Here is a 15,756-nt window from a genome sequence, read left to right as displayed (position 1 = left end):
GGGTTATAATAAATATGGCAGCTACCTACTCTCCCATCCCGCCATCGGCGGGAGAGCACCATCGGTACAACCTGATCAGTCAGTTTTCCTTCAGTTCCGGGCACAAAAAAACCCGATCATTTTATTGATCGGGTTATAATAAATATGGCAGCTACCTACTCTCCCAGCGTGATGCGAGTACCATCGGCCATGGGGGACTTAACTTCTCTGTTCGGAATGGGAAGAGGTGAACACCCCCGGCAAAACCACCATAAGATCTTCATAAGCTGTGAGCCTATAGCTGCGAGCTGCGAGCTTTTGCTCGTGGCTCATGGCGCGTGGCTCATGGCTTAAATAAGTTACATATTGGGAAGCTAGAAAAACTACAAGAAAAAAAATAAAGCTTACGGGCAATTAGTACTACTTGGCTTTGTTGTTACCAACTTTACACCTATAGCCTATCAACGTCATAGTCTTTGACGACCCTTAAAAGTAAACTCATCTTGTGGAAGGTTTCACGCTTAGATGCTTTCAGCGTTTATCCTTGCCGTGCGTAGCTACTCTGCATTGCACCTGGCGGCACAACAGATACACCAGCGGCACGTACGTCCCGGTCCTCTCGTACTAAGGACATGTCCACTCAATTTACTAGCGCCCACCACAGATAGGGACCGAACTGTCTTGCGACGTTCTGAACCCAGTTCACGTGCCACTTTAATCGGCGAACAGCCGAACCCTTGGGACCTTCTCCAGCCCCAGGATGTGACGAACCGACATCGAGGTGCCAAACCTTACCGTCGATATGAGCTCTTGGGTAAGATCAGCCTGTTATCCCCGGAGTACCTTTTATCCTTTGAGCGATGTCCCTTCCATACAGAAACACCGGATCACTTTAGCCAGCTTTCGCTCCTGCTCGACGTGTTTGTCTCACAGTCAAGCACCCTTTTACTAATGCGCTCTTCGTACGATTACCAACCGTACTGAGGGTACCTTTGCGAGCCTCCGTTACTTTTTAGGAGGCGACCACCCCAGTCAAACTACCCACCATGCAATGTCCCCCGCAAGGGGTTAGGTTCTAAGCAACAAAAGGTTGGTATTTCAACGATGACTCCACAATGCCTGGCGACACTGCTTCAAAGTCTCCCAACTATCCTACACATTTGTTGCTCAAAATCAATGCAAAGTTGTAGTGAAGGTTCACGGGGTCTTTCCGTCCCGTGGCGGGTAACCGGCATCTTCACCGATACTACAATTTCACCGGGCTCGTGGAGGAGACAGTGTACAACTCATTAGACCATTCGTGCAGGTCGGAACTTACCCGACAAGGAATTTCGCTACCTTAGGACCGTTATAGTTACGGCCGCCGTTTACTGGGGCTTCAGTCAGGAGCTTTGGCTTGCGCCGAACACCCTTCCTTAACCTTCCAGCACCGGGCAGGTTTCAGGCTCTATACGTCAACTTTCGTTTTTGCAGGGCCCTGTGTTTTTGTTAAACAGTTGGTTGTACCATTTTACTGTGACCGCATCGCTGCGGTACGCTTTATCCCGAAGTTACAGCGTTAATTTGCCTAGTTCCTTCTCCACGGCTCACCCGAGCGCGTTAGAATACTCATCCCGTCTACCTGTGTCGGATTCCGGTACTGGCTGCTATGCTCGCTTTTCTTGGCAGGGATTTTATGGTTTCGCTTTGTCCGAAGACTCCACTCAGGCGTACACTTCCGTCCGTACGCAACCACCACGTCCCTGCGTCACTTTTAATGCATAGCAGGTGAAGGAATATTAACCTTCTTTCCATCAGATACCCCTTTCGGGTTTTCCTAAGGACCAGACTAACCCTGATCCGATTAACGTTGATCAGGAAACCTTAGACTTTTCGCGTTAAAGTTTTTCACTTTAATTATCGTTACTTATGCCTACATTTTCTTTTCAAATCGCTCCAGCATACGTCGCCGTACACCTTCTGTGCAGATTTGAATGCTCCCCTACCACTCTAGCAAGCTAGAATTTAGAACTTCGGTTCGTAGTTTGATGCCCGATTATTTTCCGTGCAGGATCTCTCGACCAGTGAGCTGTTACGCACTCTTTAAATGAATGGCTGCTTCCAAGCCAACATCCTGGCTGTTATAGAAATCCCACCTCGTTTGATCAACTTAACTACGTATTAGGGACCTTAGTTGCTAATCTGGGTTATTTCCCTCTCGGCCACGGACCTTAGCGCCCGCAGCCTCACTCCCGGAGATATATGATAGCATTCGGAGTTTGTCAGGGTTTGGTAGGCGGTGAAGCCCCCTAGCCCAATCAGTAGCTCTACCTCTATCATACTTCTATATCCGAGGCTGTTCCTAAAAACATTTCGGGGAGAACGAGCTATCTCTCAGTTTGATTGGCCTTTCACCCCTATCCACAGGTCATCCCAAGACTTTTCAACGTCAACGGGTTCGGTCCTCCATTCTGTGTTACCAGAACTTCAACCTGCCCATGGATAGATCACAAAGTTTCGCGTCTACCCCGACTGACTAATCGCCCTATTTGGACTTGCTTTCGCTTCGGCTCCGTTAAATAAGAACTTAACCTCGCCAGTCAGGAGTAACTCGTAGGCTCATTATGCAAAAGGCACGCCGTCACATATATTTCAATGCTCCGACCGCTTGTAGGCGCACGGTTTCAGGTACTATTTCACTCCCCTGTTCGGGGTGCTTTTCACCTTTCCCTTACGGTACTGGTTCACTATCGGTGTCTGAGGAGTATTTAGCCTTACCAGATGGTGCTGGCAACTTCATGCAAGATTCCTCCGGTCCCGCATTACTCAGGATACCTCTCGTCCCTACTAATTTGTATCTACAGGGCTATCACCTGCTATGGCTTAACTTTCCAGTTAATTCGATTTGATAGTAGTTTCTAAATGAGGTCCTATAACCCCAGATCGGCACGCCGACCTGGTTTGGGCTCTTCCCTTTTCGCTCGCCACTACTTGGGGAATCATTATTATTTTCTTTTCCTCCCGGTACTTAGATGTTTCAGTTCTCGGGGTTGGCTCTCTTTCGAGTGCTACATCTTCAATGTAGCGGGTTGTCCCATTCGGAAATCTACGGATATAACGATCGTGTGCATCTCCCCGTAGCTTATCGCAGCTTACCACGTCCTTCATCGCCTCTCAGACCCTAGGCATTCACCATGCGCCCTTAATTGCTTTAAAAAATTTGTCAGTTATGATCTTGCATATAATCATAACCTTCTTGTAATTGATTTCGCTTTCCCAATATGTCAAAGAGCTAAATAAGTAAAAAGTCAAAAGTTAAAAGTCAAAACGTATTTTGAATTTTGCCTTTTTAATTTTTAATTAAATGGCAGATGTTAAGGTTATGAACCTCCAGGCCTGTTGCCTACATCTATTGTTTGAAAAGAACTTGTTACTTTAACTTGTACGCTGCACCCACATCATGTAAACTTAGTACTTAAATGTGGAGGATAACGGATTCGAACCGTTGACCCCCTGCGTGCAAGGCAGGTGCTCTAGCCAGCTGAGCTAATCCCCCCGCTGTTATTATTAGTAGACCCGACCAGAGTTGAACTGGTGACCTCTACATTATCAGTGTAGCGCTCTAACCAACTGAGCTACGGGTCTGATTCGGGTACTAACAGTACTTGTTAAAGAGCTTAAAAAAATTGAAAGAGTTGGAAACAACAACAACGATTTACACCGTCTCTAAAAGGAGGTATTCCAGCCGCACCTTCCGGTACGGCTACCTTGTTACGACTTAGCCCCAGTCACCGATTTTACCCTAGGCAGCTCCTTTCGGTTACCGACTTTAGGTACACCCGGCTCCCATGGCTTGACGGGCGGTGTGTGCAAGGTCCGGGAACGTATTCACCGTATCATTGCTGATATACGATTACTAGCGATTCCAGCTTCATGGAGTCGAGTTGCAGACTCCAATCTGAACTGAGAGCAGGTTTTTGGGATTGGCTTCATATCACTATGTTGCAGCCCTTTGTCCTGCCCATTGTAGCACGTGTGTAGCCCTGGGCATAAAGGCCATGATGACTTGACATCATCCCCTCCTTCCTCACGCCTTACGGCGGCAGTTTCAATAGAGTTCCCAGCATTACCTGTTGGCAACTATTGATAGGGGTTGCGCTCGTTGCGGGACTTAACCCAACACCTCACGGCACGAGCTGACGACAGCCATGCAGCACCTTACTGGCAGTGTATTGCTACAAAGTGAGCTTTCACCCACGGTCTCCCAGCATTCTAGCCCAGGTAAGGTTCCTCGCGTATCATCGAATTAAACCACATGCTCCACCGCTTGTGCGGACCCCCGCCAATTCCTTTGAGTTTCAACCTTGCGGTCGTACTTCCCAGGTGGATTACTTAATGCTTTCGCTCAGACACTTATAGTGTATCACAAATGTCGAGTAATCATCGTTTAGGGCGTGGACTACCAGGGTATCTAATCCTGTTTGATCCCCACGCTTTCGTGCCTCAGCGTCAATATATGCGTAGTAAGCTGCCTTCGCAATAGGTGTTCTATGTCATATCTAAGCATTTCACCGCTACATGACATATTCCGCTTACCTCCACAATATTCAAGACAGATAGTATCAATGGCAGTTCTAGAGTTAAGCTCTAGGATTTCACCACTGACTTACCTGCCCGCCTACGCACCCTTTAAACCCAGTGAATCCGGATAACGCTTGCACCCTCCGTATTACCGCGGCTGCTGGCACGGAGTTAGCCGGTGCTTATTCATCTGGTACCGTCAAGTGACGAAGAATCGCCTTTTTTCGTCCCAGATAAAAGAAGTTTACAATCCAGAGGACCTTAATCCTTCACGCGGCATGGCTGGTTCAGACTTGCGTCCATTGACCAATATTCCTTACTGCTGCCTCCCGTAGGAGTCGGGCCCGTGTCTCAGTGCCCGTGTGGCTGATCATGCTCTCACATCAGCTACTGATCGTAGACTTGGTGGGCCGTTACCCCGCCAACTATCTAATCAGCCGCACACCCATCAAGAAGCGCCGAAGCTATAATAACAATGTGATGCCACATCGTTATGTTACGGGGTATTAATCCAAATTTCTCTGGGCTATTCCCCACTTCTCGGAAGGTTGTGTACGTGTTCCGCACCCGTTTGCCGGTCGCCGCCCAGTATTGCTACCTGCGCTGCCCCACGACTTGCATGTATTAAGCCTGCCGCTAGCGTTCATCCTGAGCCAGGATCAAACTCTCCATTGTAAATGAATTGTTCAATCTGACTATTACTCTCAATAAATTGAAATTAACGTCGGATATGTTTTGTTATTTTTTTTGATAGCGTAAATCTTACCATAAAATTCTAAATTTTATGCTGCTGTTGTTTCCAAACTTTCAAAGATCTTTTTGGCTTTACTTAGCCACCCTTTTTATCGGGGTTGCAAAGGTAAGAGCCTTTATTTTATCAGCCAAAATTATTTGAAGAAATTTCAAACTTTTTTTGCCGTAAAAGACTGTGTAAGAACTACCGTTTTTTCTAACGGGTTGCAAAGATAAGAGGCTTTTTTAACTCACCAAATTTTTATTCAAAAATTTGTTTTTTTCTTTCTCTTTTCTCCTTCAATGAACAACCGTTTTGTTGAACGGGCGGCGAAGATATGATTGTTGTAATAACCACCAAATTTTTCTTCCCAAAAACCAGAAAATTTTTATTTCCTGTTGTTATTGAATCCTGCAAAGAACTTCCTCTTTTTCTAAAAGCGGGTTGCAAAGATAACCCCGGAATCCTTATCTCCAAATCTTTTTCACCACTAATTTCCCGCTCAATACAGGAACCCTTTGCCAGCAAGGGTTTCAGCTGATAAAAAATTTGCCAAATAATTGTTATACCGGTTACATCCGAAGGAAACTGCGGCAGCTATTGTCGTAAATCACAGCTGTTTATATCTGCGTAGGGCTGAAAAGAGTTGTACACAGCACCGCTATAAGGGCTGTAATGCATCCTTGTAATATACACGATGTAAAAAGAGTCCCTGTGGCGGTGTAGAGAAGTCGGCCAGACTGCAATCCTTCGCTTCTATAATGCCCCTGAAAGCCGCTTCATCCAGCTGCCCCCTGCCCATTTTCAGGATGGTGCCTACCAGGCCCCTCACCATGCCTCTCAGGAAGCGGTTGGCTTTTACTTCAAACACCAATATCCCGCTTTGCCAGTACCAGCCGGCTTTTTCAATACTGCAGTTAAAATTGTTAACCTGGGTATTACGCTTCGAAAAACTGGTGAAATCACGGTATTCCTGTATAATGGCCACTCCCAGGTCTAAAGCTGCCTGGTTCAGCGGATAAGGATATAACCAGCCCCGATCGGCCAGAAAGGGATTTTTTTGCTGATAAATGAAATAGCGGTATTCCCTCGCCACCGCATCAAAGCGGCAATGGGCTGTGTCAGGCACAGCATAAAGGCCTTTAATGGCGATATCGGCCGGTAAAATGGCATTGAGGTTATATATATGTTTCCCCTGCAGGTTCTGTTCCGTATCAAAATGGAAAAAATTCTGGTCGGCATGCACCCCCGCATCGGTTCGGGAAGAGCCGGTAAGGGTAAAAGACTCCCGGAAAAAGGTCTGCAGGGCTTTTTCTACCTCCGACTGCACCGTTTCAGCATTATCCTGCACCTGAAAACCACTGTAAGCCGTGCCTTTGTAGGTTAATTCCAGAAAATATCGGGGCATAGACTCAATTTAAAAAAGGGTTTCAGGCAAAAGAAATACAGAACAGCTCATCGGCGAGCCTGATTTTACCGTTTTGGATGCATGGATGCTTCTGTGAGGCCCAACAAGGGCCGTTTGGCGGATCTCTGGTTCGAGCACCGGTATAAAGAGTGCAAGGGTATCGGTACGGTTGCCCGTTATAATTACATATACCTGGTCTATGCCGGAACTGCTACCCTTATCAAAAATCTTACGGATAGCCGTGGTAACCGGGATCCGGACTTTTGCTACGGGGGTGGTTTCTTTTTTAACTGGTAACGGTTCAGGCTTTTTTTGCTCAGGCGTTACAACACTGATTTTCTCCGCCAGCGGCGAAACCAGTTCTTCATACACCGGTTTGGGGTTGGCAGGAGGTAAGATCTCTTTGCCGGCTATCTCGGTAAAACTGACCATATCAAACAGCACCCATCGGTTCTGCACCGTTTGCCTGAGGGAGAATCCGCGGGGTTTATCAGCCATTTTAATGGTAAAAGAACTGTTATGCCAGATGGTTCCCGGAAAACTGATCTCCACAACCTGCTCGCCTGCCGGCATTTGTGGCACCACGAGGTAACCGGTGGGTGAAGAAGGATAACTGTTTCCGTTCCATATTAACTGAAAACCGGTGTTATTTTCAGATTGCAGGTAGATAAACCCTGCAGGTTGGGCTTTTGCAGCAGTACCCAGTATCATGCCAACAGTGAAACAGAAGAAGAGGGTACTATTTTTCCAGGAAAACATGCTGCTATGATTTGTACAAAATTACTTAAATAACTCTTTCAGCCTGATCCACTTATTCTGCCACTGGTAAAAATCTGCGGAGATAGTATCCTCTCTCCTATATCTTTATGGTACTAAAAAATACTTCATGAAGAAAATGCTATTCGCGCTGGCCTTACTGGTTGCCGGCGTTGTTAACGGCCAGGATGACTGGAAAAAAATCTACCGGTCCTTCCCTACCAAGATCAATGACCTGGTGCATACCAAACTGGATGCAAAATTTGATTACAGCAAATCTTACCTGAATGGTAAAGTGTGGCTGACCCTCAAACCCCATTTTTATGCAACCGACTCTTTGCAGCTGGATGCCAAGGGTATGAACATTAATACAGTAGCGCTCGTGAAAGGGGGTAAAAATATCCCTTTGAAATATAGCTACGACAGTCTGTTTCTCTCCATTCAGTTAGACAGAACCTATAAAAAAGACGAAAACTACGTAGTGTATATCGATTACACCGCCAAGCCGGATGAATTCAAATCGGAAGGCAGCGCAGCCATTACCGATGCCAAGGGTATGTATTTTATCAATCCGAAGGGAGAAGATAAAACCAAACCTACGCAGATCTGGACCCAGGGCGAAACCGAAGCCAGTTCTGTTTGGATCCCTACCATCGACAAAACCAACCAGAAAACCACGCAGGAATTCAGCCTTACCGTTCCGGCCAAATATGTAACCCTCTCGAATGGTAAACTGACCGCTCAGAAGAAAAATACAGACGGTACCCGTACCGATACCTGGGTAATGGAACTGCCGCATGCCCCTTACCTGTTTTTTATCGGTGTAGGAGATTTTGCTGTGGTGAAAGACAGCTACAAGGGCAAGGAAGTAAATTACTATGTAGAAAAATCTTATGAAAAAGTAGCCCGCAAGATCTTTGGTAATACGCCGGAGATGATGAAATTCTTCTCGGAGAAAGTAACCGGCGTGGAATATCCCTGGGTAAAATACAGCCAGATCGTTGGCCGTGATTACGTTAGTGGCGCCATGGAGAACACCACGGCCACCCTGCACCAGGAAAGCGCCCAGCAGAATGCACGCGAACTGGTGGATGCCAACAGCTGGGAAGGAACCATTGCCCACGAACTGTTTCACCAGTGGTTCGGCGATTATGTAACTGCAGAAAGCTGGAGCAACCTGACCGTTAACGAAAGTTTTGCCGATTACAGCCAGTACCTCTGGCAGGAATACAAATACGGTGCAGACGAAGCAGGCTTCGAAAACTACAGCGAAATGCAGAATTACCTCGGCAGTGCCGAAAGCCGTACAAAAGACCTGGTGAGATTTTTCTACCGCGATAAAGAAGATATGTTTGACCTGGTAAGCTACCAGAAAGGTGGCCGCATCCTGCACATGCTGCGCAAATTTGTGGGGGATGATGCGTTCTTCAAATCACTGAACAAATATTTAACCACCAACAAATTCGGTAATGGCAGTGCCCATAAACTGCGCCTTGCCTTTGAAGAAGTAACCGGCAGGGACCTGAACTGGTTCTTTAACCAATGGTATTTCGGCAGCGGACATCCCAAACTCGAATTCAGTTCCAGCTATGATGCTCCCACGCAAACGGCGCATGTGTATATCAAACAAACACAAACCGGCGATAAGCTGTTTAAACTGCCCATCCCGGTTGATATTTATCACGGAAGTAATAAAAAAAGATATACCGTTTGGGCTGAGAACAGGTCAGATACTTTTTCTTTCCCGGTTTCGTCTAAACCGGACCTGATCAATGTAGATGCCGACAAAGCCACACTGGCTGAGAAAAAAGACAGTAAAACACTGGCCGAGTATATTCACCAGTTTACGTATGGTCCGCAATATTTAGACAGAAGAGAAGCTCTGGATTTTGCTGCTAAAAATACCAGCGATCCGGCTGCGTATAACCTGATCGTTAAAGGATTGAGTGATCCTTCCTACCGCATCAGGATGCGTGCCATTAACAGCCTGGCCTCTGCCAAAGCAGATGCCGCCACTATCAGCAAGCTGGAGTCTATTGCCAAAACAGATCCTCGAACTGTTACCAGGGCTGTTGCTATAGATGCATTGGCAAGATTGAAAAATGAATCTTACAAAGAATTTTTCACCAAAGCCACCAGGGACTCATCTTATTCAGTAGCCGGTGCGGCACTGGAAGCGTTGGGACAGCTGGATGGGAAAGAAGCCTATGCCATTGCCAATAGCCTGGTGAAAGAAGAGAACAAGGGCCGTTTACTGATGGCTATCACCAATGTGATCATCAAATACGGCGATGAATCTGCTTTTGACTTTGTAACCGGCAAATTTGATGAAATGCCACTTTCGCAGGCTAAGTTCAGTGCAATTAATCCACTGGTTGAGTTCCTCGGTAAAGTGACCGACCTGGCCAAATTCAAGAAAGGGGTTGATATGATCGTGAAGTTCAGGGAGGAGATTCCACAGAGTGTGAGAGCACAGACCGATCCGTTCATCAATGGTGTGGCGCTGAAAGGCCTGGCAGATAAGAAAGAAGCTGCGGGTGCGAAGGAAATGGCAGAATATGTGAGATCGAAAATGCCGAGTGGGAAATAATGAGTGAATGAGTGGGTGAGTGAATGAGTGAATGTTTTGACTTGCGTAACATGAAAGAAGCCATCCTCAATTGGGGATGGCTTTTTTGTGTGGTTGATGTTGGGATGCTATATGATAATGAGTGAATGATAGTATGATAGAATGATAGAATGTTTTGAGTGGCGATCATGTAGTGAGTAATTGCCCGTCGACCACTCACCATTCGCTACTCACTACTCACCATTGACCATTTATTGAACGATCTGTGTAGATTGAAATTTAATTTGCATGGGGATGCGCTGGTCCAGCACTACCGTTTCGCCCTCGGCTGTGCCGCTGGATTCTTCTTTGATCAGCAGACCGGTGTTTTTGTTGTACCAGCGTTTGCTGTTGATCAGTCCTTTCACATTAGTTTTTCCTTCCATGCCCATCTGCTGAATGGTGGCATGGATATCCATGGTTGTTGTAACGGACAGTTCTATTTCTGTTTCCGTCATCCCCGTTACTTCCGACTCGGCGAGTAGGAATAATTCGTTGTTACGGATAGAGTCTACCCATTTAGTGCCTTTCGTAAACTTATCAAGGTCGGTTTTGTATAAGATGAATTTGAGGAGTTCCGACAGATTATCCTTCATGCCCATTTGCGCCATCATCGGATTGTTCAGCACTTCTCCGCTTAGCACACTGGCTTTTCTATCCTCTATCAGTATCTCGGAAGGTTTGCCGATCAGGGCAACTACTCCTGCAAACATTGGATCATTCCTGTCGGCTTCATTGTTAGTATCAAACGTTTTTTCAACACCGCCTCCTGCATAGCTGCCTTCAGTGCGCAGAAGTTTGGTGCGGAGCGAATATCCTTTTTCTGTAACGCCAGTGATTTCGTAATCGGTAGTTGCTGTATTTGAAGAAGCCATTGTTACATCCTGCCCCATGGCAGACATGGTCATATCTGTTTTAGACGAAGCTACCACGATCATTCTTTTGCCTGCAGGCACTTTCACCGACTGGGCCCGCGCATTGAAGCTGCACACAAGCATGCCCGCGAACAAAAAGAGGGTTTTCATATATAGGGATTGGTTGTAAAGCAGGAAAATTACCAGCTACCGCCGGCACCGCCGCCACCGCTGCTACCGCCGCCGAAGCCGCCAAAACCGCCGCCACCACTATCTCCACCACCCCAGCCGCCGCCACTGCTGCCACGGCCTCCGTTGAGGAGTGATGAAAGAATAACTGCTTCGGCAATATTGCCAAAGCCGCTGCGGCGTCCACCGCCCCAGCCGCCGCCACCGCCACGGCCTCCGCGGGCAATAGCCAGGATCACGATAACAGCAAGTATAAGGAAAGTGAAAATGGAACCACCACCCTTGCCATCGCCATTACCTTTCTTTTCGCGTTTTACCTTGTATTCGCCAACGGCTGCTTTGGTAAGTGCATTAATGGCATTGTCAATACCGCGGTAATAATTCTGTTTTTTGAATTCAGGAACGATCTCATTCCGGTAAATGCTGGAAGCTGTAATATCGGGGATGGCACCTTCGAGGCCATACCCTACTTCTATCCATACTTTCCGGTTATCAATGGCTGCGATGATCAGCACGCCGTTATTGGTCTTTTTATTTCCGATCCCCCACTCACGAAATAATTTAACCGCATAATCTTCAATGGCATAATCGCCGAGGTCTTTGATCAGTACAACGGCTATCTGGTTAGAGGTACTGTCGTCCAGTGCCACCAGTTTACGTTCAAGAATATCCACCTGTTCGGGAGAGAGCACACCTGCCGCATCGTTCACCAGTCTGGGAGGATTGGGTTTGGGCAGTACATTCTGTGCAAAGCCCGCAGACAATGCAAAAAAAGTGATCAGTATAAGAAGTAGTTTCTTCATGAAACCTGGTTATCGTTTTGTGTGGGCGGGTGGAATGAATGGTTGGGTTGAAAATAAGGTCAGGCCGCTGGAGCGTCCTGACCTTTATTTCCCAAATACGATATCATCCGGCAATTCGTTGGTATCGGTTGTTCTGTTGAAAGGAAAATGTTGCACCAATGCTTCGCCGATCTCACCAATGATCTTGGCAATACCGCTGGCATAGTGCTGACTGTTAAAATCAGCCAGCATTTTCTGCACTTCCTCATTCCAGAAAGCATTACCCACTTTGGCATGAATTCCTTCATCACCATAAATGGCCAGTTGCCTGTCTTTCATAGCAACATATACCAGCACACCGTTACGCGCTGCTGTATCGCCCATATTGAGTGCCGCAAACACTTCGCGGGCACGCAGCACAGGATCAACATACGTGCAATGGCTCTCCACATAAATCCTCACTTCGCCACTGGTGCGTTGTTCGGCTTTCTGTATGGCCGCTACGATCTGCTGTTTCTCTTCCGCAGAAAAGAACTCAACGGGTTTTCTTTTGAACCATCCCAGCATGCCGGTGTTTTTAGAATTTTACTTCAGGTGCTTTTTCAGATCCGGCTTCTGCTTTGAAACCTTCTTTGGTTTTGAAACCAAACATACCGGAGAAAATATTCATCGGGAATGAACGCACTTTTACATTGTATGCCTGAACAGCATCGTTAAAGTCGTTACGTGCCACTTTGATCCGGTTTTCGGTTCCTTCCAGTTGTGCCTGTAATCCGCGGAACGCGTCGTTGGCACGCAGGTTAGGATATTGCTCAGATACCACCAGCAAACGGCCCAGGGCCTGCGACAGTTGTCCCTGGCTGGCCTGGAACTGCTGTAATTTTTCAGGAGTCAGGTCTTTGGCGTCTACTTTCATCTGGGTAGCACTGGCACGGGCTTCGATCACCTGTGTTAATGTGGTCTGCTCAAAATTGGCTTCGCCTTTTACGGTATTAACGAGGTTGGGGATCAGGTCTGAACGACGCTGGTAATCGCTCTGTACTTTATTCCAGGCATTGGTAACGTTTTCGTCCTGTTTAACCAGTCCGTTATAACCATTGCAACCCGACCAACCCAGGATCACCACAATGGCGAGGATAACGATCAGGGTAATGTTTTTTGTGCTCATACAAAGTTTGATTTAGATGTAATTTACTTGTTTGTCGTAATAACGTTCCAAATATTACAAAACAGGTGCCACCGGTTTGGGGGTGGCAATTTGGCGGGGTTTGGTTAAAGAATTGTGAAGGAAGGAGTTAGCTGATAACGGTAAAGCGCAATGCCATCCGGTTGGGATGGCATTGTGACTGATAAAGAAGTTGCAGCCGGAGGCTGGGGGATATTTGTCACTCGGCGGAGCCGAGCGACTGAATGAGCGACTGAAAGAGGTGATTATTCGTTGATGGCAGCAATACCCGGTAATACTTTTCCTTCAAAGTATTCAAGCAATGCACCACCGCCGGTGGATACATAACTTACTTTATCGGTAAAACCAAACTGGTTAACTGCAGCTACACTATCGCCGCCGCCTACCAGTGAGAAAGCACCGGATTGGGTTGCTTCTGCAATGGCCGTGGCCACCATTTTGGTTCCGTGCTGGAATTTTTCCATTTCAAATACACCCATAGGACCGTTCCACAGAATGGTTCTGGAGCGTTTGATGCAGTTGGCAAACTGTTCGCAGGCGTTGGCACCGATATCAAGTCCCATCCAGCCATCGGGGATCTCGTTGCTGGGGGCGGTTGATACGTTGGCATCGGCCGCAAACTTATCTGCGATCACCGAATCAGAAGGAAGGTGAATACATACTCCTTTGGCTTCGGCTTTTTTCAATAATTCCAATGCGGTATCCAGGCGGTCCATTTCGCAGAGAGAACTGCCGATATGGCCACCCTGTGCTTTCATAAAAGTATAGGCCATACCTCCCCCAATAATGATATCAGTGGCACGTTCGAGCAGGTTTTCGATGATCAGGATCTTATCGCTCACTTTGGCACCGCCAATAATAGCGGTAAACGGTTTTTCGCTTTTGTGCATCACTTTTTCTGCGCTGGATACTTCGCCTTCCATCACCAGTCCGAACATTTTTTTATCGCCCGGGAAAAACTGCGCAATCACCGCCGTAGAAGCATGAGCGCGGTGGGCGGTACCAAAAGCATCATTGATATATACATCGCCCAGTTTGCTGAGTTTTTCGGCAAATGCGGCATCGCCTTTTTCTTCTTCTTTATAAAACCGGAGGTTCTCGAGCAGCAATACTTCGCCGGGTTGCAATGCAGCCGACTTGGCATAAGCCTCTGCACCAATACAATCATCGGCAAATTTTACGGTAGCACCGTTCAGTAATTTGATAAGGTGGTTAACGAGGTGTTTGAGCGAATACTTATCGGTGGGTCCGTCTTTCGGCCGGCCCAGGTGGCTCATCAGTATCACAGATCCCCCATCGGCCAGGATCTTGCTGATGGTGGGGATGGTAGCACGCATACGCGTATCATCCGTGATATGGAAATCGGCATCCAGCGGCACGTTAAAATCTACGCGGATCAGGGCTTTTTGTCCGTTGAAATTGTGTTCGGTAAATCTGCTCATAGTTGGTGGCTTAGGTAGTGGAAGGAAGTCAAAATTAAAAAGTCAAAAGTCAAAAAACTATTCTTTCGACTTTTGACTTTTCACTTTTGACCTTTAACTTATTTAGAGATCAGACCGGCAAAATAATGCACGGTACGAACCAGCTGGCTTACATAACTCATTTCGTTATCGTACCAGCTTACGGTTTTTACCAGTTGTGCATCACCTGCGGTGATTACTTTGGTTTGGGTAGCATCGAACAGGGAACCGAAACGGATACCGATGATATCGGTGCTTACGATCTCGTCTTCTGTATAACCAAAGCTTTCGTTGCTGGCCGCTTTCATGGCTGCATTGATCTCTTCTGCGGTTACTTTTTTAGCCAGGATAGACGTGAGTTCGGTTAATGAACCGGTAATGGTGGGTACACGCTGGGCGCTGCCATCCAGTTTGCCTTTCAGTTCGGGTAATACCAGGCCAATGGCTTTGGCAGCACCGGTGCTGTTAGGAACAATATTGGCGGCTGCGGCACGTGCCCTGCGGAGGTCTCCTTTGGGGTGTGGTGCATCCAGTGTATTCTGGTCGTTGGTGTAGGCGTGAATGGTGGTCATGAAACCGGTCTGGATACCGAATTGATCGTTCAGCACTTTGGCCATCGGCGCCAGGCAGTTGGTGGTACAGGATGCGCAGGAGATAATGGTTTCAGAACCATCCAGGATGGCATGGTTTACGTTGAAAACCACTGTTTTCAGGTCGCCGGTAGCTGGTGCAGAGATCACTACTCTTTTGGCACCTGCGGTGATATGTGCGGCGGCTTTGTCTTTATCGGTAAAGAAACCGGTAGACTCGATCACCACATCTACCCCGTGGTTACCCCATGGAATCTGGGCGGGATCGCGCTGGGCGTATATTTTAACGGTATCACCGTTTACAATGATCGAATCTTCTGTGGCAGTTACAGTAGCGCCTTCAAAGCGGCCCTGTGCACTGTCGTATTTTAAGAGGTGTGCCAATACTTTAGGACTGGTCAGATCGTTGATAGCCACTACCTCAATTCCTTCCATGTTATAGATCTGGCGAAAAACCAAACGGCCGATACGGCCGAAGCCATTAATGGCAACTTTAACTGTACTCATTGAATTCCGTGTTTAAAGATGAAAAAATCGAAAACGAGCCGCAATTTACAAGGATTGAGAGGAAATAACAGATTTTTTTAGATAACGGACGTTTGTTTACGTGAATCGTGAGTGGTCAGTAGTGAGTAGGTAGTTGGGAGATAG

At 47.1% G+C, this 15,756-nt stretch carries 10 protein-coding genes, 2 tRNA genes and 3 rRNA genes; 1 reads left to right on the top strand and 14 read right to left on the bottom strand.

The genetic code is table 11. The annotated features are described in order from the left end of the window. Window positions 1-142 precede the first annotated feature (142 nt). From rrf to AC1RNB_RS01555, 8 genes are all read right to left on the bottom strand, one after another. Window positions 143-253, bottom strand: a 5S ribosomal RNA gene (gene rrf / locus AC1RNB_RS01590). A 120-nt stretch (window positions 254-373) separates the two neighbouring features. Beyond that, a 23S ribosomal RNA gene (locus tag AC1RNB_RS01585) occupies window positions 374-3,174 on the bottom strand. 266 nt (window positions 3,175-3,440) lie between these two features. After that, window positions 3,441-3,514: transfer RNA gene (locus AC1RNB_RS01580), tRNA-Ala, on the bottom strand. A gap of 15 nt (window positions 3,515-3,529) precedes the next feature. Further along, window positions 3,530-3,603 (bottom strand) — tRNA-Ile (locus AC1RNB_RS01575). 84 nt (window positions 3,604-3,687) lie between these two features. Then, a 16S ribosomal RNA gene (locus tag AC1RNB_RS01570) occupies window positions 3,688-5,214 on the bottom strand. The 16S, 23S and 5S rRNA genes sit together here with 2 tRNA genes alongside, the layout of an rRNA operon. 319 nt (window positions 5,215-5,533) lie before the next feature. Continuing rightward, entirely contained in the window at window positions 5,534-5,800 is a 267-nt protein-coding gene (locus AC1RNB_RS01565) for a hypothetical protein (RefSeq protein ID WP_493080105.1), read from the bottom strand. 133 nt (window positions 5,801-5,933) lie between these two features. Next, window positions 5,934-6,680: a tRNA pseudouridine(38-40) synthase TruA gene (gene truA / locus AC1RNB_RS01560; RefSeq protein WP_493080103.1), complete on the bottom strand. Its 747-nt coding sequence runs from the start codon at window positions 6,678-6,680 to the stop codon at window positions 5,934-5,936. A 9-nt stretch (window positions 6,681-6,689) separates the two neighbouring features. Further along, on the bottom strand, window positions 6,690-7,439 hold the full coding sequence (locus tag AC1RNB_RS01555) for a hypothetical protein (RefSeq protein ID WP_493080102.1): 750 nt from the start codon (window positions 7,437-7,439) through the stop codon (window positions 6,690-6,692). A gap of 127 nt (window positions 7,440-7,566) precedes the next feature. On the opposite strand from AC1RNB_RS01555, the gene AC1RNB_RS01550 reads away from it, so the two are divergent. Further along, window positions 7,567-10,026: a M1 family aminopeptidase gene (locus AC1RNB_RS01550; protein WP_493080100.1), complete on the top strand. Its 2,460-nt coding sequence runs from the start codon at window positions 7,567-7,569 to the stop codon at window positions 10,024-10,026. Window positions 10,027-10,256: 230 nt separating this feature from the next. Here the strand turns inward: AC1RNB_RS01550 and AC1RNB_RS01545 are convergent, their stop codons facing one another. From AC1RNB_RS01545 to gap, 6 genes are all read right to left on the bottom strand, one after another. Then, the gene (locus tag AC1RNB_RS01545) at window positions 10,257-11,069 is read right to left on the bottom strand and encodes a hypothetical protein (protein WP_493080098.1); all 813 of its coding nucleotides are present in this window, start codon (window positions 11,067-11,069) and stop codon (window positions 10,257-10,259) included. Window positions 11,070-11,098: 29 nt separating this feature from the next. After that, window positions 11,099-11,890 carry a TPM domain-containing protein gene (locus AC1RNB_RS01540; protein WP_493080096.1) on the bottom strand — a complete coding sequence of 264 codons (792 nt, stop codon included), beginning with the start codon at window positions 11,888-11,890 and terminating at the stop codon, window positions 11,099-11,101. A gap of 84 nt (window positions 11,891-11,974) precedes the next feature. Then, window positions 11,975-12,436, bottom strand: a complete 462-nt coding sequence (locus AC1RNB_RS01535; RefSeq protein WP_493080094.1) for a TPM domain-containing protein — start codon at window positions 12,434-12,436, stop codon at window positions 11,975-11,977. 10 nt (window positions 12,437-12,446) lie between these two features. Beyond that, window positions 12,447-13,037 (bottom strand): LemA family protein, encoded by a 591-nt coding sequence (locus AC1RNB_RS01530; RefSeq protein ID WP_493080092.1) that lies wholly within the window; start codon window positions 13,035-13,037, stop codon window positions 12,447-12,449. 263 nt (window positions 13,038-13,300) lie between these two features. After that, window positions 13,301-14,497 carry a phosphoglycerate kinase gene (locus tag AC1RNB_RS01525; RefSeq protein ID WP_493080090.1) on the bottom strand — a complete coding sequence of 399 codons (1,197 nt, stop codon included), beginning with the start codon at window positions 14,495-14,497 and terminating at the stop codon, window positions 13,301-13,303. A gap of 98 nt (window positions 14,498-14,595) precedes the next feature. Further along, window positions 14,596-15,612, bottom strand: coding sequence for a type I glyceraldehyde-3-phosphate dehydrogenase (gene gap / locus AC1RNB_RS01520; protein ID WP_493080089.1), 1,017 nt, complete (start codon window positions 15,610-15,612; stop codon window positions 14,596-14,598). Window positions 15,613-15,756: the final 144 nt, after the last annotated feature.

It is taken from the genome of Sediminibacterium sp. GW821-FHT12F12, assembly GCF_058806635.1.
The sequence above is the reverse complement of the archived record's forward strand: the minus strand, read 5'-3'. Positions and strand labels throughout refer to the sequence as shown.

Excerpts from the sequence above, each read along its gene's own strand:
- truA (WP_493080103.1), bottom strand. The coding sequence starts at position 6,680 with ATGCCCCGATATTTTCTGGAATTAACCTACAAAGGCACGGCTTACAGT.
- AC1RNB_RS01555 (WP_493080102.1), bottom strand. The coding sequence starts at position 7,439 with ATGTTTTCCTGGAAAAATAGTACCCTCTTCTTCTGTTTCACTGTTGGC.
- AC1RNB_RS01550 (WP_493080100.1), top strand. The coding sequence starts at position 7,567 with ATGAAGAAAATGCTATTCGCGCTGGCCTTACTGGTTGCCGGCGTTGTT.
- AC1RNB_RS01545 (WP_493080098.1), bottom strand. The coding sequence starts at position 11,069 with ATGAAAACCCTCTTTTTGTTCGCGGGCATGCTTGTGTGCAGCTTCAAT.
- AC1RNB_RS01540 (WP_493080096.1), bottom strand. The coding sequence starts at position 11,890 with ATGAAGAAACTACTTCTTATACTGATCACTTTTTTTGCATTGTCTGCG.
- AC1RNB_RS01535 (WP_493080094.1), bottom strand. The coding sequence starts at position 12,436 with ATGCTGGGATGGTTCAAAAGAAAACCCGTTGAGTTCTTTTCTGCGGAA.
- AC1RNB_RS01530 (WP_493080092.1), bottom strand. The coding sequence starts at position 13,037 with ATGAGCACAAAAAACATTACCCTGATCGTTATCCTCGCCATTGTGGTG.
- AC1RNB_RS01525 (WP_493080090.1), bottom strand. The coding sequence starts at position 14,497 with ATGAGCAGATTTACCGAACACAATTTCAACGGACAAAAAGCCCTGATC.
- gap (WP_493080089.1), bottom strand. The coding sequence starts at position 15,612 with ATGAGTACAGTTAAAGTTGCCATTAATGGCTTCGGCCGTATCGGCCGT.